At 72.9% G+C, this 16,648-nt stretch carries 18 protein-coding genes; 13 read left to right on the forward strand and 5 right to left on the reverse strand.

The genetic code is table 11. The features are described 5' to 3' along the window. Positions 1-8: 8 nt before the first annotated feature. Positions 9-1,523: a carboxylesterase/lipase family protein gene (locus BLT23_RS24270; RefSeq protein WP_176946899.1), complete on the reverse strand. Its 1,515-nt coding sequence runs from the start codon at positions 1,521-1,523 to the stop codon at positions 9-11. Between the two features lie 154 nt (positions 1,524-1,677). Here BLT23_RS24270 and BLT23_RS24275 point away from each other — a divergent pair, with 154 nt between their 5' ends. Genes BLT23_RS24275 through BLT23_RS24285 form a run of 3 tightly spaced genes read left to right on the forward strand, consistent with a single transcriptional unit; the run spans position 1,678 to position 4,561 of the window. Then, a complete protein-coding gene (locus tag BLT23_RS24275; protein ID WP_245744132.1) occupies positions 1,678-2,334 on the forward strand; it encodes an HAD family hydrolase in 657 nt (218 codons plus the stop codon). Next, complete coding sequence (locus tag BLT23_RS24280; RefSeq protein ID WP_090052462.1) at positions 2,331-3,347, forward strand: phosphotransferase family protein; 1,017 nt, start codon at positions 2,331-2,333, stop codon at positions 3,345-3,347. The genes BLT23_RS24275 and BLT23_RS24280 overlap by 4 nt, the downstream gene beginning before the upstream one ends. 2 nt (positions 3,348-3,349) lie before the next feature. Continuing rightward, positions 3,350-4,561 (forward strand): acyl-CoA dehydrogenase family protein, encoded by a 1,212-nt coding sequence (locus tag BLT23_RS24285; protein ID WP_090052464.1) that lies wholly within the window; start codon positions 3,350-3,352, stop codon positions 4,559-4,561. A 120-nt stretch (positions 4,562-4,681) separates the two neighbouring features. Here the strand turns inward: BLT23_RS24285 and BLT23_RS24290 are convergent, their stop codons facing one another. Together BLT23_RS24290 and BLT23_RS24295 are read right to left on the reverse strand one after the other, a co-directional pair. After that, positions 4,682-5,395, reverse strand: a complete 714-nt coding sequence (locus BLT23_RS24290) for a poly-gamma-glutamate hydrolase family protein (RefSeq protein ID WP_090052466.1) — start codon at positions 5,393-5,395, stop codon at positions 4,682-4,684. A gap of 55 nt (positions 5,396-5,450) precedes the next feature. Further along, positions 5,451-5,882, reverse strand: coding sequence for an Hsp20/alpha crystallin family protein (locus BLT23_RS24295; RefSeq protein WP_090052468.1), 432 nt, complete (start codon positions 5,880-5,882; stop codon positions 5,451-5,453). A 106-nt stretch (positions 5,883-5,988) separates the two neighbouring features. On the opposite strand from BLT23_RS24295, the gene BLT23_RS24300 reads away from it, so the two are divergent. Continuing rightward, complete coding sequence (locus BLT23_RS24300) at positions 5,989-6,564, forward strand: hypothetical protein (protein WP_143036019.1); 576 nt, start codon at positions 5,989-5,991, stop codon at positions 6,562-6,564. Here BLT23_RS24300 and BLT23_RS24305 read toward each other — a convergent pair. Next, positions 6,538-7,386 carry a S66 peptidase family protein gene (locus BLT23_RS24305; protein WP_090052472.1) on the reverse strand — a complete coding sequence of 283 codons (849 nt, stop codon included), beginning with the start codon at positions 7,384-7,386 and terminating at the stop codon, positions 6,538-6,540. The genes BLT23_RS24300 and BLT23_RS24305 overlap by 27 nt on opposite strands. Positions 7,387-7,396: 10 nt before the next feature. Further along, positions 7,397-9,283, reverse strand: coding sequence for a dipeptidyl-peptidase 5 (locus BLT23_RS24310; RefSeq protein WP_090052474.1), 1,887 nt, complete (start codon positions 9,281-9,283; stop codon positions 7,397-7,399). Between the two features lie 78 nt (positions 9,284-9,361). Between BLT23_RS24310 and BLT23_RS24315 the strand changes: the two genes are divergently transcribed. The 9 genes from BLT23_RS24315 to BLT23_RS24355 all read left to right on the forward strand — a co-directional run bounded on the left by BLT23_RS24315 (position 9,362) and on the right by BLT23_RS24355 (position 16,648). Next, positions 9,362-9,928 (forward strand): DUF3090 domain-containing protein, encoded by a 567-nt coding sequence (locus tag BLT23_RS24315; protein WP_090052476.1) that lies wholly within the window; start codon positions 9,362-9,364, stop codon positions 9,926-9,928. Position 9,929: 1 nt separating this feature from the next. After that, positions 9,930-10,718: an SCO1664 family protein gene (locus BLT23_RS24320; RefSeq protein WP_090052478.1), complete on the forward strand. Its 789-nt coding sequence runs from the start codon at positions 9,930-9,932 to the stop codon at positions 10,716-10,718. A 179-nt stretch (positions 10,719-10,897) separates the two neighbouring features. Next, a complete protein-coding gene (locus BLT23_RS24325) occupies positions 10,898-11,326 on the forward strand; it encodes a hypothetical protein (protein WP_090052480.1) in 429 nt (142 codons plus the stop codon). Between the two features lie 12 nt (positions 11,327-11,338). Beyond that, the gene (locus BLT23_RS24330) at positions 11,339-12,052 is read left to right on the forward strand and encodes an aminoglycoside phosphotransferase family protein (protein ID WP_090052482.1); all 714 of its coding nucleotides are present in this window, start codon (positions 11,339-11,341) and stop codon (positions 12,050-12,052) included. Between the two features lie 10 nt (positions 12,053-12,062). Next, entirely contained in the window at positions 12,063-12,869 is an 807-nt protein-coding gene (locus BLT23_RS24335; RefSeq protein ID WP_090052483.1) for a DUF3097 domain-containing protein, read from the forward strand. A 196-nt stretch (positions 12,870-13,065) separates the two neighbouring features. Further along, positions 13,066-13,488: an NfeD family protein gene (locus BLT23_RS24340; protein ID WP_090052485.1), complete on the forward strand. Its 423-nt coding sequence runs from the start codon at positions 13,066-13,068 to the stop codon at positions 13,486-13,488. Positions 13,489-13,515: 27 nt separating this feature from the next. After that, a complete protein-coding gene (locus BLT23_RS24345) occupies positions 13,516-14,721 on the forward strand; it encodes an SPFH domain-containing protein (protein WP_090052932.1) in 1,206 nt (401 codons plus the stop codon). 177 nt (positions 14,722-14,898) lie between these two features. After that, complete coding sequence (locus BLT23_RS24350; RefSeq protein WP_090052487.1) at positions 14,899-15,321, forward strand: YciI family protein; 423 nt, start codon at positions 14,899-14,901, stop codon at positions 15,319-15,321. 28 nt (positions 15,322-15,349) lie between these two features. Then, on the forward strand, positions 15,350-16,648 hold the full coding sequence (locus tag BLT23_RS24355) for an RNA polymerase sigma factor (RefSeq protein WP_090052489.1): 1,299 nt from the start codon (positions 15,350-15,352) through the stop codon (positions 16,646-16,648).

The raw sequence follows: 16,648 nt of genomic DNA on the forward strand, positions 1-16,648 counted from the left end.
AGGATGGGTTACCGGCCCAGCGACGACCAGAACGCACACCGGTGATCCCGGGCGAAGTCGGTGCCGCCGACCGCGCCGGGTGCCAGTGACTGGACCTCGGCGTGCCAGCCGGGGTCTCCGGTGCGGGCGAAGCGGCCCCACGCGTCGATCATGTGGTCGCCGAGCCGGCGCTGGGCGGGGGTGAGCGTGACGCCGAGGTCGAACAGCATCGTCAGCTCGGAGCCGTGGTAGGCGCCGTAGCCGCCGGGCATTTCGGGCAGGCCGGGGAAGATCAGCGGCACGTCGCGGTCGGCGAACTCGTAGCCGGAGACGCGGGTGACGCGGCCGAGCTGGCGGCGGGTGTCGTGCGTCGGGCAGGCCCAGGAGTGGTCGGTCAGGGCGGCGGCGAACTCGTCGCGGGCGTCGCCGTTGCCGTTGACCGGGTAGCGGGCGGCGATCGCGTCGGCGTGGGTCTCGCCGAACGCTGCGGCGATGGTCGCGCGGTGGGCCTGCTCGGGGATCGGGGTGGGCAGGTACAGGGCGGCGAACAGGGTGCCTTCGTCGTGGGTGGAGCCGACCATGGTCGGGACCCGGTGCACGCGGCCGGTGGCCTGCGCGACCGCGGGGTCGACGGGCAGGACGCGGGTGTCGAACGCCGGGTACGGGAACAGCACGTGCGACGGCAGCAGCTCCTGCACCGACAGGCCCCGCAGGCAGGCGAGGTCGGCGCAGCCCAGCGGCTGGGCGGCGCCGGTCCGCTCGATCTCGGTGCGCGGTTTCCACAGGGTGAGGAACTCGCCGGGCCGCTGCGGGTCCGGGGTGGTCAGCCCGCACGCGCCGGACTGGATGACCGCCTTGTGGAACAGGCCCGCGGCGGCCGGGGAGGCGAGCTGCGCGCACACGCTGAGCCCGCCCGCGGACTCGCCGAACAGGGTGACGTTGCGGGCGTCGCCGCCGAACGCGCGGGCGTTGCGCTGCACCCAGTGCAGCGCTGCCTGCTGGTCGGCGAGGCCGAACGTGCCGGAGCCCGGCAGGCCGGGGTAGCCGAAGAACCCGAACACGCCGAGCCGGTAGTTGACGGTCACGACGACCGAGCCGGTGCGCTGGGCGAGGCGCCGGGCGTCGTAGAGGCGGCCGGAGCCGCTGGTGAACCCGCCGCCGTGGACCCACACCATGACCGGGCGCGGGGTGCGGGAGGCCGTGGCGGGGGTGGTGACGGTGAGGTAGAGGCAGTCCTCGGTCTCGGAGGCCGGGGTGCCGAGCTGTGCGTTCTGCGCGCAGACCGGGCTGGGCACCGTGGCGTCGCGCACGCCGTGCCACGGGGTGACGGGCCGCGGGTCGCGCCAGCGGTTCTCGCCGACGGGCGGGGCGGCGAACGGGATGTTGCCGAACGTGCGGGTGCCGCCGGTCACGGTGCCGCGGACCGTGCCCTTGTCGGTGTGGACGATCTCGCCGGAGCCCGCGTGTGCGGCCGGGGCCCAGGAGAGGCTTGCCACGAGTGCGGCGGCGACGGCCGCCGTGAGTGTCTTGGATTTTTTCGACATGAGTGTCGACCCCCTTTGGTGACCGACCGTAGCGAGACGCCTCGGAACGCGACACCGGATTCGGAGAGGACGGCCGAATCCGCCGGACGGGCACGGGGAAAGCCGATCACCACCCCGGTTGCTCACATACCGACCGGTCGGTACCCTCCGGGGCGTGGGTGACACGACACTTCCCGACGCACCGCTCGTCGACGCGCTGGTCTTCGACTGGGGCGGCGTCATGACGGTCTCCGTGCCCGAGTTCGTCGGCGCCTGGCTGCACGCCGAGTCCGTCGACCGCGCCGTCTACGGCCGCGTCATGCGCGAGTGGATGAGCCGCGACGCGCTGCCGGACAACCCCGTCTCCCGCCTGGAGACCGGCGAGCTGACCGTGGCCGAGTTCGAACGGCTGCTGGCCGCCGAGCTCATCACCACCACCGGCGCCAGGATCGAGGAGACGGGGCTGCTGCGGCGCATGTTCGGCGGCGCCACCCCCGACCCGGCGATGGTCGAGCTGGTGCGCTCGGCCCGCGCCGCCGGCCTGCACACCGCGCTGCTGTCCAACAGCTGGGGCGAGGGCTACCCGAAGGACCTGCTCACCGAGCTGTTCGACACCGTCGTCATCAGCGGCCGCGTCGGCCTGCGCAAACCCGACCGGCGCATCTACCTGCACACCCTCGAGCAGATCGGCGTCCCCGCCGGGCGCGCCGTGTTCTTCGACGACGCCCCGCCCAACGTCGAGGCCGCCCAAGCCGTCGGCATGCACGCCTTCCGCCACACCGGCGCCGAGTCCACCCGCACCGCCCTCGCCACCCTCGGAGTGAACCCGTGACCGACCTCCCCGGCCTCGACCTGCGGGCCCTGGCCACGTACCTGGGCACCGGCCCGCTGACCGGCGAGCTGTTCCGCGGCGGCCGCTCCAACCTCACCTACAGCGTCACCGACGGCACCGAACGCTGGGTGCTGCGCCGCCCGCCGCTGGGGCACGTGCTCGCGACCGCGCACGACATGACGCGGGAGTTCCGCGTCATCTCCGCCCTGGCCGGCACCGCCGTCCCCGTGCCGCGCGCCCACCGGCTCGTCGAGGACACCACCGTCATCGGCGCGCCGTTCTACCTCATGGAACACGTGCCCGGCGCCGCCCTGCGCGAACGCTCCCAGTGCCCGTGGCTCACCCCGGACATGGCCACCACCCTGTCCGGACGGCTCGTCGACGTCCTCGCCGACCTGCACACCGTCGACCCCGCCTCCGTGGGCCTGGCGGACTTCGGCCGCCCCGAGGGGTTCCTCACCCGCCAGGTCACCCGCTGGGGCAAGCAGCTCGACGCCAGCCGCAGCCGTGACCTGCCCGGCATCGACGAGCTGCGCGACACCCTCGCCGCCACCGTCCCCGTCTCCGGGCCGCCCGCGATCATCCACGGCGACTACCGCCTCGACAACGCGCTCGTCACCCGCGACCCGCTGGGCATCAGCGCCGTGCTCGACTGGGAGATGGCCACCCTCGGCGACCCGCTCGCCGACCTCGGCCTGCTCTACGTCTACTGGGCGGGCCTGGGCGCAGGCCCCGCCCTGGGCGCCGACCCCATCACCGGCGGCGTCACCTCCCTGCCCGGGTTCCCCACCGCCGACGAGCTCGTCGCCCGCTACGGCGACCGCACCGGCACCGACATCTCCGGCCTCGGCTGGTACATCGCCTTCGGCTACTTCAAGCTCGCCGTCATCGTCGAGGGCATCCACTACCGCTACGCCAGCGGCAAGACCGTCGGCGCCGGCTTCGACCAGCTCGGCGCGTTCACCGTTCCCCTCGTGCGGCAGGGACTCGCCGCCGCCCACAAGGAGCTCTGACCATGGACTTCGCCTTCGACGCCAAGACCGAACAGCTGCGCGCCACCCTGCTGGAGTTCATGGACTCCCACGTCTACCCGGCCGAAGCCGTCCTGGAGCAGCAGCTGCACGACGCCACCGACCCGTGGCAGCGCCAGCCGATCATCGCCGACCTCAAGGCCGAGGCCCGCCGCCGCGGCCTGTGGAACCTCTTCCTGCCCGACCCCGAACACGGCGCCGGACTCACCAACCTCCAGTACGCGCCGCTCGCCGAGATCGCCGGCCGCAGCCCCCACCTCGCCCCCGAGGCCCTCAACTGCGCCGCCCCCGACACCGGCAACATGGAAGTGCTCGCCATGTTCGGCACCGACGAGCAGAAGAAGCAGTGGCTGCGGCCGCTGCTCGACGGCGAGATCCGCTCCGCGTTCTGCATGACCGAACCCGACGTCGCCTCCTCCGACGCCACCAACATCGCCACCCGCATCGACCGCGACGGCGACGACTACGTCGTCAACGGCCGCAAGTGGTGGTCCTCGGGCGCCATGAACCCCGACTGCGCCATCTTCATCGTCATGGGCAAGACCGACCCCGACGCCGACCGCCACCGCCAGCAGGCCATGATCCTCGTCCCCCGCGACACCCCCGGCGTCACCGTCAAACGCGCCATGCACGTCTTCGGCTACGGCGACCACGCCCACGGCGGCCACGCCGAGATCGTCTTCGACGACGTCCGCGTCCCCGCCGCCAACCTCATCGCCGGGGAAGGCGAAGGGTTCGCCATCGCCCAGGCCCGCCTCGGCCCCGGCCGCATCCACCACTGCATGCGCCTGATCGGCATGGCCGAACGCGCCCTCGAGCTGATGTGCCGCCGCGCCGTCTCCCGCGTCGCCTTCGGCAAGCCCATCGCCGCCCAGGGCGTCGTGCAGGAGTGGATCGCCGAGTCCCGCGTCCGCATCGAACAGGCCCGACTGCTCGTCCTCAAGACCGCCTGGCTCATGGACACCGTCGGCAACAAGGGCGCCCACACCGAGATCCAGTCCATCAAGATCGGCACCCCCGCGATGGCCGAATGGGTCATCGACAAGGCCATCCAGGCCCACGGCGCCGGCGGCGTCAGCCAGGACACCCCGCTCGCCGAACTCTGGGTCGCCGCCCGCACCCTGCGCCTGGCCGACGGCCCCGACGAGGTCCACCGCATGTCCCTGGCCAAGCGCGAACTCAAGAAGTACCTGTAACCCTCAACGCCCACCCCGCACGCCCACCTCATTCGCGCACGCGGGGCCCTTTCGTACTGTGTGACAGTACGAAAGGGCCCCGCGTGCGGTGTGGTGAGGCGCGGCGAGGGGGCGGCGGGGTCAGTTGTTGAGCGCCTCGCGGGCCGCCAGCGCCGCCCGGCAGGCGTGCACGAAGCCCCAGAACACCTCGGTCGTCGTGTGCCGCCGGTCCGACCGCGAGTTCTCCTCGAACATCGCCGTGCGCAGGGGAGTGGTCAGCTCCAGCTGCCCGCCCTGCCGCGACCGGGTGCGGTTGGCGATGTTCGCCCGGTCGTAGCCGCCCAGCACCGGGTGGTCCACGGCGTCGATCGTGTGGAACCCGGCGCGGCGCAAAGCGGCGAGCAGCTCCAGGCGCAGCAACGCGTCACGGCCACCGACGAGCACCGCCCGGTCGTGGTCCTCCAGGCCCGCCGCCGCCGACGTGCAGCCGTGCAGGCCCAGCGCGTGCTGGGCACCGGAGACGAGAGAACGGGCCACGCGGTCGTCGCAGTGCGACGAGGTCACGTGCAGCTCGTCGTTCGCGAACGACCGCAGGCCCTCGAACATCCAGTAGTCGTGCGTCTGCCCGATCGGCATCCGCGTCGACGGGTGGTACCCCGCGACCGCGACGCACAGCTCCGACGTGCCGACCTCGATGCCGCCGCCGTGCGGGGCGAGCACCACCGACGCGGTGCGGGGCCGGTGCCGCTTGAACCGGCGCCGGTAGTCCACCCGGTCCACCAGGCGCGGATCGGCGTAGAGGTCGGTGTTGGACGCGTAGACGTCCAGCGCCGCCCACTGGGGCTGGGATCTCATGGCGGGCGGAAGCCTACCCGGCCTCACCCGGACGGCCGCCGCCCACCAGGGGCACTCACGCGTCGATCTGCTTGGGCGCCTGCTCGCCCGCGGTGATCGCGATCTTGCGGGGCTTCGCGCGCTCCGCGACCGGAATGCGCAGCGTCAGCACACCCGCGTCGTACTGGGCGTCGACGTGGTCGGTGTCGAGGGTGTCGCCCAGGAACAGCTGCCGCGAGAACACGCCCAGCGGCCGCTCCGACACCTGCATCTCCACGTCCGCGCCCACCGGCCGGCGCTCCGCCTTGACCGTCAGCACGTTGCGCTCGACGTTCAGCTCGATCGCGTCGGGCGACACGCCCGGAAGGTCGAAGCAGACGACGAACTGGTCCCCGTCGCGGTAGGCGTCCATCGGCATCGCCGTGGGACGCGACCACGTGCCCGAACCCCCGAACACCTGCTGCGTCAGGCGGTCCAGCTCACGGAACGGGTCAGTGCGCATCAACATCTGACACCTCCTGTTTGTCTCTCGCGGACTGTCAATGCGCTGCACCACTGTTGTAGCATGTCGTCGGAACGATGACAACCCCTGATGTCATCGGAAGGATGACATGATGACGATGCCACCACACGACAACGACCCGGCCAACGACTACGAGACGGTGCGCGCCGCGGCCGCGCGGCCCGGCAGCGCCACCGAGGTGCTCTCCGCCCTCATGCTGCTGCGGCAGCTGCGCGACGAGCTGTCCGGCTGGGAGCCCCAGCTCATCGAGGCCGCCAGGGCACTGGGCACCAGCTGGGCCGACCTCGCCCCCGCCCTCGGCGTCGCCAGCCGCCAGGCCGCCGAGAAGCGGTACCTGCGCGTGCGGCGCACCGAGGACACCGGCACCGGCGACGAACGCGTCCAGGCCGAACGCGACCGCCGCGCCGGGGACAAAGCCGTCGCCGCCTGGGCGCGGGAGAACGCCGCCGTGCTGCGCACCCTGGCCGCGCAGGTCGGGCCGCACGACCCGGCCGTGCAGCGGGCGCTGGGCGGCCAGGACGCCGCGGGCCTGCTCGGCCCCCTGTCGCAGGCAGGGCCGGGGCTGCGCGACGGCCAGCCCGGACTGGCCCGGCAGATCGACGACATCGGGCGGCAGACCGACCGGCTGCGCACCGCGGCGCTACAGCAGCGTCACCGTCCCGGCTGACGCGTCGAGCTCCGCCGCCACCCCCAGCGGCAGCGACCACGACCCGGCGCAGTGGCCGAACCCGAACTCGCCCAGTATCGGCACCCCGAGTCCGGCCAGCCGGTCGTGCAGCACCGCCGCCACGTCACCGCAGCCCGTCCACGACCCCAGCACGATGCCCGACACCGGCTCGAACCAGCCCGCCCGCAGCAGCTGCGTGAGCAGCCGGTCGAGCCGGTAGGGCTCCTCGCCCACGTCCTCCAGCAACGCCAGCGACCCCTCCACCGGCCGCGCCCACCGAGGCCCGCCGACCGCCGCCGCCAGCAGCGAGCAGTTCCCGCCCGTCAGGACCCCGCGCGCCACCCCCGGCACCACCGGCACACCGGAGGTCCACGACCGCGTCCCGTCGAACAGCAGCGCCCGCAGCCGCTGCTGCGCCAGCGGGTCGTCCACGAAGTCCGCCGTGCCCGGCATCGGCCCGAACACCGTCGCCATCCCCACCGCGTTCAGCTCGGCGTGCAGCACCGTCACGTCCGACGAGCCCACGAACACCCGCGGCGGCAGGTCCTTCCACGGCACCAGGTCCGTCATCCGCAGGCACCCGTAGCCGCCGCGCACGCAGAACACCGCCGCCACGTCCGACCGCCACGCCGCGGTGAACTCCGCGGCCCGCGCCTCGTCCGGCCCCGCCAGGTAGGGCAGCGACCACGGCCGCACCCGCGGCGCCGTCACCTCCAGGCCCCACGAGCGCAGCACCCCGGCCCCGGCGGTGAGGCGCGGCGCCGCGGCCGGGCCCGCCGGCGACACCAGCGCCACCCGGTCACCCGGCACCAGCGGGGTCACGGCGACCCCGTCACCGCGACAGCTCCAGCACCGGCACGCCCGGCGGCACGAACCCGAACACCTGCCCGTAGAACGACAGCTCCGCCTCCAGCGCCGCCTTGATCGTCTCCGCCTTGCGGAACCCGTGCTGCTCGCCTTCGAACCGCAGGTACGCGTGCGGGATGCCCGACCCGGCGAGGTCCGCGGCGAAGCGGTCCGCCTGCTCCGGCGGGCAGATCTCGTCCTCCAGGCCCTGCAGCAGCAGCACCGGGCCCGACACCGACCGCGCCTTCGTCGACGGCGACCGGTCCCGGTAGCGGTCCGCGGCCTCGGGCATCCTGCCCACCAGGCCCTCCACGTAGCGGGACTCGAAGTCGTGCGTCTCGCCGCCCTCCGACGTCCAGCCCGCCAGGTCCAGGATCGGGAACGCCACCATCCCGCACCGGTACACGCCGGTCGAGGTCAGCGACGCCGCCGACGTCCAGCCGCCCGCCGAGCCGCCCCGGATCGCCAGCCGCGCCGGGTCCGCCGTGCCCTCCTTCGCGAGCTGCTGCGCCACGTGCGCGCAGTCCTCCACGTCCACCACGCCCCACTGCTCGCGCAGCCGCTCCCGGAACGCCCGCCCGTAGCCGGTCGAGCCGCCGTAGTTCACCGCCACCACGCCGATGCCGCGGCTGGTCAGGTAGGCGATGTCGCTGTCGAGCTTGGGCAGCGCCCTGCCGGTCGGGCCGCCGTGCACGTGCACCACGTACGGCGGCAGCTCACCCTCCGGTGCCGCGAAGTCCGGGTTCGACGGCGGGTACACGTACGCCGGGATCTCACCGAACATCCGCTCCTGCGGCACGGGCAGGTACGCGTCGTGCCCGGAGCTCTCGCCGCCGGTCAGGTAGGTCAGCTCCCCGTTGGACAGGTCCAGGCGCACCACCGCGAACTCGCTGGCCGGACCGGCCGCGCCGCAGACCACCACGCCGTCGCGCACCCACAGCTCCGGCGCCCACGTCGGCAGGTCCGTCTGCACGTCGGTGACCGTCGCGCTGCGCTCGTCGAGCACCGCCAGGTGCCCCGACCGCACCACCAGGTAGCGGCCCGGCGACAGCGTCGCGAACCAGCGGTTGCCCAGCCGCCACATCGGCCCGCCCAGCTCCTGCTCGCACGGCGCCAGGTTGCGGCGGCTGCCGTCGGGGGAGATCCGGAACAGGTTCCACCAGCCGTCCGGGTCGGTCAGCGCCAGCAGTGAGTCGTCCTCCCACTCGAACTGGCACACCGCCTCGGTCTCCGACCCGGACACCACCCGGTGCTGCGAGGACCCGACCTCGGCGACGCACAGCTCGGTGCCGTCCCACGGCATCCGCGGGTGGTCCCAGCCGATCCAGGCGAACTTCGTGCCGTCCGGGCTGATCTTCGGGCCCGTCATGAAGTGGTGCGACGCCCCCAGCACCCGAATCTCACCCGAAGGTGTGATGGCGACGAGGTCGCGGCGCACGTCGGTGCGGGCGTCACCGGTGATGGTCTCCCGCACGCACCACACCTCGCCGTCCGGGCCCGCCGACAGGTCGGCGTAGCGGACACCGTGGTGGCGCCGCGGCTGCGGCGTCAGCGCCACCGGCTCGCCCCCGGCCGGGTCGAACACGTAGACCCGCTGGTCGTCCCAGTGCGTGAACGCCACCCGGTCCTCCGCCAGCACCACGAACGGCCTGCCGCCGTACTCGTGCACCCGGTTGCGGGCGTTCCACGGCGCGGGCAGCACGTCCACCCCGTCGCGCACCAGCGCCACCCGGCCACCCTCGGCGGGCCTGCTCTCCGCCCACCACACCCTGTCACCGTCGAGGCAGGCCCACTGGAACCCACCCCCCGGCTTGGAGGTGTCGCCGGCGCTGATCGGCGAGGTCCACGTCCCGTACGAAGCGATCTTCACCACAACCCGACCCTATACGCGGAGTGTTCGGTGGGGGAGGACCTGCCGACGATCTCCGCGTGGCCTAGGGTCGTAGGTGCCATGGCTCGCGTCATTCACGTATTCCGCGCACCCGACCGGTTCATCGCAGGAACCGTCGGGCAGCCCGGCGACCGCACCTTCTACCTGCAGGCTTCCGAGCAGAGCAGGTTGATCAGCGTCGCGCTCGAGAAGCAGCAGGTCCAGGTCCTCGCCGAACGCATCGGCTCGCTGCTCGAGGAGGTGCACCGCCGCTTCGGCACCGACGTGCCCGACGACGCACCCCCCGACGACCTCGACACCGAACCGCTCGAGGTGCCCGTCGAGGAGGAGTTCCGCGTCGGCACCATGGGGCTGGGCTGGGACGCCGAGTCCAAGGCCGTCGTCATCGAGCTGCTCGCGATCTCCGAGGAGGAGGTCGACGAGGCCGTCGTGCTCGACGACACCGAGGAAGGCCCCGACGCCGTGCGGGTGTTCCTGTCGCCGTCCGCGGCCCGTGCCTTCGCCGAACGCGCCGACCGCGTCGTCAACGCCGGCCGCAAACCCTGCCCGCTGTGCGCCGAACCGCTCGACCCGGACGGCCACATCTGCCCGCGGCAGAACGGCTACCGCCGCACCGAGGAAGACTGACGTGGACACCGCCGCGGCCATCGAGTTACTCACCCGCGGCCGCATCGAGGTCGAGGGCAGGCTCGTCGACGCCTCCAACGCCACGCTGTTCTGCAAGATCTCCCTCGACGGCGTCGACGCCCAGTGCGTCTACAAGCCCGTGCGCGGCGAGCGGCCGCTGTGGGACTTCCCCGACGGCACCCTCGCCGGCCGTGAGGTGGCCACCTACCTCATCTCGGCCGCCTCGGGCATGGACGTCGTGCCGCCGACGGTGCTGCGGCCCGGCCCGTTCGGCGACGGCATGGTGCAGCTGTGGGTCGAGACCCGCGAGGAGGACGAGCTCGTCGACATCGTCGGTGTCGACGACGTCAAACCCGGCTGGATCCCCGTCTTCCACGCCCACGACCGCTTCGGCGACCCGGCCGTGCTCGTGCACGCCGACCACCCGCGCATCGCGCTGATGTCGGCCTTCGACGTCGTGGTCAACAACGCCGACCGCAAGGGCGGGCACGTCCTGCACGGCGTCGACGGCTCCGTCCACGGCGTCGACCACGGCATCTGCCTGCACGCCGAACCGAAGCTGCGCACCGTCCTGTGGGGCTGGGCCCGCGAACCGCTGCCCGAGCACGTCCTGGACCCGCTGCGGCGGCTGCGCTCCGCCCTCGCCGGCGACCTGGGCGAGGCGCTGCACGACCACCTCACCCGCGCCGAGGTCCGCGCCGTCGCCGACCGCGCCGACAAGCTGCTGGCCGCGGGCGTCTACCCCGAACCCTCCGGCGACTGGCCCGCCATCCCGTGGCCCGCGTTCTGACACCCGCGCACACCACCGCACCCGAAAGCGCAGAAAGTCACCACACCCGCACAACGCCACTATTGTTGATTCGCTGTTCAGAATTCGGGCGTTGACGGGCGGATCACCCTGCCCCTATCTTTTGGTTGGCGTTCTGAGCTGCGGAAACGTTCGAATTCTGAATGCGGGACACGGGGGACATGACTTATTCGGAACGCATCGTCGTGGTCGGGACGGCCGAACTCGGCCCACGCGCCGCCGCCTGCCTGGCACACCGATTCGGCCCGGTTCACCTGATCGGACCTGGCGCGGACGCGCTCGCCGACATCGGGGTGCGCCGCTACCCGCACGCCACGGTGCGCGACCTCGACCTCGACACCCCGGCGGTGATCATCGACAACGACGGCGGCCGCCTGCAGCGCCTGGTGTGCGACCGGCTCGTCGTCGTCGGCTGGCCCGTGCCGCTGCTGCCGGCCAACCGGTGGGTCGTCGACGGCAGGGTCGCCATCGCCGCCGGCAACGACGACCTCGACCTGCTCGGCACCTGCTTCGACAACGCCGGCCTGTGGCGGCCCGCGCTCGCCGAGTACCAGTTCCGCCGCCAGCAGGCAGCCGGCACCCTGGCCTGAGACCCGCCTCCGGTGAGCGGCACGGTGATCGGTGAGGACGCGCGCGCCCGGCTCGTGCGCCGCTTCGGCGACGGCGTCACCGGCTGGGTCGACGCGCTGCCCGGCCTCGTCGCCCGCCTGGCCGAACGCTGGGACCTCACCGTCACCGCGCACCTGCCCGGCGGCACCAGCGCCACGTTCCTGTGCGCCACCGCGGTCCTCAAGCTCACCCCCGACCACGACCTGGCCGCCGCCGAGGCACGCGCCCTGACCGCCTGGGACGCCACCCCCGCCGCGGTCGGGCTGCTCGACACCGACCTGGCCCGCGGCGCGCTGCTGCTCGAACGCCTCGACCCCGGCACCCCGGCGCCCGACCCCGCCAGGGTGCTGCCGCGGCTGCACATCGCGCCGCCGCAGGGGTTCCCGCCGCTGAGCGCACGCGTCGACTTCCTGTTCGAGACGCTGCTGCCCCGCCGTACCGGCACCTACCACGCCGCCGAGCACCGGCGCGCCCGCGAGCTCGCCGCCGACCGGGTCACCCCGGTGCTGCTGCACGGCGACCTGCACCCCGGCAACGTCCTGCGGGGCCCGCGCGGACCCGTCGCCATCGACCCGCGGCCCTGCGTCGGCGACCCGGCGTTCGACTGGACCGACCTCGTGCACGACGGCTACGACCTGCACGGCGCCGACGTCGACCTGGACCGCGTCCACGAGTGGCTCGCCGTCTTCGCCCCCTTCTACGGATAGGGTCGGCGGCGTGCGTTCCCACGACTACGGCCGCGACGTGCTGTCCACCCCGAAGCGCAAGAAGGTCCCCGAGATCCCCACCGAACCGGGCCTGGTCGTCGAGGACCCCGCCAGCGGTTTCTGCGGCGCCGTCGTGCGGGTCGAGCAGGGCAGGGTCGTGCTGGAGGACCGCCACGGCCGGCACCGCCTGTTCCCGCTGACCCCCGCCGGGTTCCTCGTCGACGGCAGGCCCGTCACCCTCGTCACCCCCGCCCCGCGGCCGGCCGGGCGGAGGCTGAGCGCGTCCGGGTCGGTGCGGGTGGAGGGGCTGCGGGCGCAGACCGCCAAGGCCAGCCGCATCTGGGTCGAGGGCAAGCACGACGCCGAGCTCGTCGAACGCGTGTGGGGTCACGACCTGCGCGTCGAGGGCATCGTGGTCGAGCCCCTCGACGGCGTCGACGACCTGCCCCGGCGCATCGCCGAGTTCGGCACCGCGCCCCACCGCCGCCTCGGCGTCCTGGTCGACCATCTCGTCGCCGGCACCAAGGAACACCGCCTCGTCGAGCAGATCCGCGACGACAACGTGCTGGTCACCGGCCACCCGTACGTGGACATCTGGCAGGCGGTGAAACCGGCCGCGGTGCGCATCGACGCCTGGCCGCGGGTGCCGCGCGGCGTCGACTGGAAGACCGGCGTGTGCGAGCGGCTGGGCTGGGGCGAGCCGTGGGAGGGCTGGCAGCGGGTCCTGGGCGCGGTGAGCAGCTACCGCGACATCGAGTCCGACCTGCTCGGCGCCGTCGAACGGCTCATCGACTTCGTCACCGTCCCGCAGGAGTAGCCCGTTCCGCGGAAGTGCACCGCACGGCGGTGGTGAGCGCGGCGTGGGTGGAGCAGCGGGGCCGGGCATCGGGCCCATCGCGCTCCGCCACCCGGCGAATCGGACATATCGCCAGTTGATCGATTTCGCAACGGTCCGGGGTCCACGCCGGTGATTGTCGGACGCGTGCGGGCCGCCGTGGTGTATGTATGGGCTCATGGCCGCGCTGATCTGGCTGATCGTCGGGATTCTGCTCGTCGTCGCCGAGGTTCTCTCCGGTGACTTCGTGCTGGTCATGCTCGGCGCCGCCGCGCTCGCCGCGGCGGGGGTGTCCGCGGTGGGCGTGCCCGACCTGGTGAGCGTGCTCGTGTTCGCCGCGACCTCGGTGGGCCTGATCGTCGGGGCCCGGCCGTTCGTGAAGAGGCGGATGCTCGGTTCGGGCATCCGGATGCACCACGAGGCGCTGCTGGGCAGCACCGCCGTCGCGGTGTCGCGGGTCGACGAGAACAGCGGACAGGTCAAGATCGGCGGCGAGACCTGGAGCGCCCGCACCCTCGACGGGTCCGTGGTCGAAGAAGGCGAAGCCGTCACCGTTGTCGAGATATCGGGAGCGACCGCCGTGGTCATCGCGGCCGTGTGACCCCCGCGTAGTGAGGATGTGAACCCCGTGGACCCGATCACCCTCGTGGTCGTGGCCGTCATCGCGCTGTTCGTGCTGACCATCGCCGTCAAGTCGGTGCTGGTCATCCCGCAGGCGCAGGCCGCCGTCATCGAACGCCTCGGCCGTTACCGCACCACCGGCGCGCCCGGCCTGAACATCATGGTGCCGTTCATCGACAAGGTGCGTGCCCGCATCGACCTGCGCGAGCAGGTCGTGTCGTTCCCGCCGCAGCCGGTGATCACGCAGGACAACCTGACGGTGTCCATCGACACCGTCGTGTACTTCCAGGTCACCGAGCCGCGCTCGGCGGTGTACGAGATCTCCAACTACATCGTCGGTGTCGAACAGCTCACCATCACGACGCTGCGCAACCTCGTCGGTGGCATGAGCCTGGAGGAGACGCTCACCTCCCGTGACCACATCAACGGTCACCTGCGCGGGGTGCTCGACGAGGCGACCGGCCGGTGGGGCCTGCGCGTGGCGCGCGTGGAGCTGAAGTCGATCGACCCGCCGCCCTCCATCCAGGACTCGATGGAGAAGCAGATGCGCGCCGACCGCGAGAAGCGCGCCATGATCCTCACCGCGGAGGGCCAGCGCGAGTCGTCCATCAAGACCGCGGAGGGCCAGAAGCAGTCGCAGATCCTCGCGGCCGAGGGCGCCAAGCAGGCCGCGATCCTCGCCGCCGAGGCCGAGCGGCAGTCGTCGATCCTGCGGGCGCAGGGTGAACGCGCCGCCCGCTACCTGCAGGCGCAGGGCCAGGCCAAGGCCATCGAGAAGGTCTTCGGCGCGATCAAGGACGGCAAGCCCACCCCGGAGGTGCTGGCCTACCAGTACCTGCAGACGCTGCCGCAGATGGCGCAGGGCGACGCCAACAAGGTGTGGATGATCCCGTCCGACTACGGCAAGGCCCTCGAAGGGTTCGCGAAGATGCTCGGCGCGCCCGGCGACGACGGCGTCTTCCGCTACGAGCCGCCCGTCGACACCGACACCCGGCCCCGGCCGGAGGACGACGACGAGTCGGTGGCGGACTGGTTCGACACCGCGCCGGACCCGAAGGTCGCCGAGGCGGTCGCCGCCGCGGAGGCCGTGGCCCGCAAGGAGGTGCCGGGCCCGCTCAACACCCCGCCGCGCTCGGTCGGCGGTGCCTCCCCGGTGCCGCAGCTGGAAGGCGAGCAGCCGCGCTCGCTGCACCAGCCCGGCGACCCGGTCTGACCCGCACGACCCTCACCTGAGCGGTCTGCCCCGGACGTCCGGGGCAGACCGCTCAGTCGTCTCACCGGCCACGACAGAAAACTTTCGCGTGCGTGTCGATCGGGCCACCCGCCCGTTCGACCTCCGCGTGACAGGGTCCGCGGTGGACCCGCACGAACCCCCCGGGGAGTGACTGACATGAAGTTCATGCTGATCTGGCGCGTGACCTCCGACGAGGCGTGGGGCAACCTCGGCGAGGTGGACTTCGACGCGATGCTCGAGACCGTCGGCCGGTTCAACGAGGAGATGATCAACGCCGGGGTGCTGCTGGCCGCGGAAGGGCTCGCCCCAGCCGAGGAGGGCGTGGTCGTCGACTTCTCCTCCGAGCCGCCCGTCGTCACCGACGGCCCGTACGGGGAGACCAAGGAGCTGTTCAACGGCTTCTACCTGATCAACGTGCCGACCCTCGAGGACGCGGTCGAGTGGGCCAAGCGCACCCCGATGTCGGCCGCCGGGTTCAAGACCGAGGTCCGCCGCGTCACCACGGTCGACGAGTTCCCGCAGGACAACGAGTGGATCAAGAAGGAACGGGCGTGGCGCGAGTCGACCGGTCAGCTCTGAGCGGACCCGGTTCTGGTCTGATGGGGCCATGAGCAGCAGCGACCCCACGGGACGCAAGGCCGTCGCGGCGGTCTGGCGCATCGAGTCCGCGCGGATCACCGGTGCGCTGACCCGCTACACCGGTGACTTCGCGCTGGCCGAGGACCTCGCCCAGGAGGCGCTGGCCGAGGCGCTGGTGACGTGGCCGCGCGAAGGCGTGCCGGCCAACCCGGCGGGGTGGCTGCTCACCGTCGGCCGGCGCCGCGCGATCGACGCGTTCCGCCGCCGCGGCACCCGTGACGCCAAGTACGCCGCCCTGGCGCACCACCTGCCCGAGGGCGGCGCTCTCACCGGCGCCACCGATCCCGGACCCGCGCCGGACGACGTGCTGTGGGACCCGGACCGCATCGACGACGACACGCTCGCGCTGATGTTCACCTCCTGCCACCCGGTGCTGTCGGCGGAGGCGGGGGTGGCGCTGACGCTGCGCGTGATCGGCGGTCTGACCAGCGACGAGATCGCGCGGGCGTTCCTGGTGCCCACGGCGACCGTGCAGGCCCGCATCACCAGGGCGAAGAAGACCCTCGGTGCCGCGGGGGTGCCGTTCGAGGTGCCGCCGGCGGCGCAGCGTCCCGCGCGGCTGGCGCAGGTCCTCAGCGTCGTCTACCTGATCTTCACCGAGGGGTCGTCGGCGACCTCCGGTGACGAGGTGCTGCGCCTGGACCTGGCAGGGGAGGCGCAGCGGCTCGCCCGCGTCCTGACCCGGCTCATGCCCGGCGAGCCGGAGGTGTGGAGCCTGCTGGCGTTGCTGGAGCTCACCGCCGCCCGGTTCCCCGCCCGCCGCGGCCCCGGCGGCGAGACGGTGCTGCTGCAGGACCAGGACCGGCGACGCTGGGACCGCTCCGCCATCGCCCGCGGCCGCGCGGCGCTGGCCAAGGCCGCGCGGGCGGGCCGCGGGTACGGCTACTACGGGCTGCAGGCCGCGATCGCCGAGTGCCACGCCGTGGCCCGCTCGGTCGAGGACACCGACTGGGACCGCGTCGTCGCCCTCTACGACGGCCTGGCCCGGCTCGCCCCGTCACCGGTCGTGGACCTCAACCGCGCGGTCGCCGTGTCGATGGCGCGAGGGCCCGCCGCGGCGCTGCCGATCGTGGACGCGCTCGCGGACACGGCGGCGTTCAAGGGCTCACACCAGCTGCCGGGGGTGCGCGGGGAGCTGCTGCGGCGGCTGGGCCGCGCCGAGGAGGCACGGGCCGAGCTGGAGCGGGCCGTCGCGCTGTGCGGGAACGAACGGGAACGGGCCGTGCTCGCCCGCAAACTCGCCCAGCTGGAGACCCCAGCGCACTGA

The organism is Lentzea fradiae (genome assembly GCF_900100955.1).
Lineage (GTDB): Bacteria > Actinomycetota > Actinomycetes > Mycobacteriales > Pseudonocardiaceae > Lentzea > Lentzea fradiae.

Bases quoted from the DNA above. Each gene is read 5' to 3' on its own strand.
- BLT23_RS24340 (WP_090052485.1), top strand. From the start codon at position 13,066: ATGGCCGCGCTGATCTGGCTGATCGTCGGGATTCTGCTCGTCGTCGCC.
- BLT23_RS24295 (WP_090052468.1), bottom strand. From the start codon at position 5,882: ATGTTGATGCGCACTGACCCGTTCCGTGAGCTGGACCGCCTGACGCAG.
- BLT23_RS24270 (WP_176946899.1), bottom strand. From the start codon at position 1,523: ATGTCGAAAAAATCCAAGACACTCACGGCGGCCGTCGCCGCCGCACTC.
- BLT23_RS24355 (WP_090052489.1), top strand. From the start codon at position 15,350: ATGAGCAGCAGCGACCCCACGGGACGCAAGGCCGTCGCGGCGGTCTGG.
- BLT23_RS24350 (WP_090052487.1), top strand. From the start codon at position 14,899: ATGAAGTTCATGCTGATCTGGCGCGTGACCTCCGACGAGGCGTGGGGC.
- BLT23_RS24285 (WP_090052464.1), top strand. From the start codon at position 3,350: ATGGACTTCGCCTTCGACGCCAAGACCGAACAGCTGCGCGCCACCCTG.
- BLT23_RS24300 (WP_143036019.1), top strand. From the start codon at position 5,989: ATGACGATGCCACCACACGACAACGACCCGGCCAACGACTACGAGACG.
- BLT23_RS24290 (WP_090052466.1), bottom strand. From the start codon at position 5,395: ATGAGATCCCAGCCCCAGTGGGCGGCGCTGGACGTCTACGCGTCCAAC.
- BLT23_RS24325 (WP_090052480.1), top strand. From the start codon at position 10,898: ATGACTTATTCGGAACGCATCGTCGTGGTCGGGACGGCCGAACTCGGC.
- BLT23_RS24315 (WP_090052476.1), top strand. From the start codon at position 9,362: ATGGCTCGCGTCATTCACGTATTCCGCGCACCCGACCGGTTCATCGCA.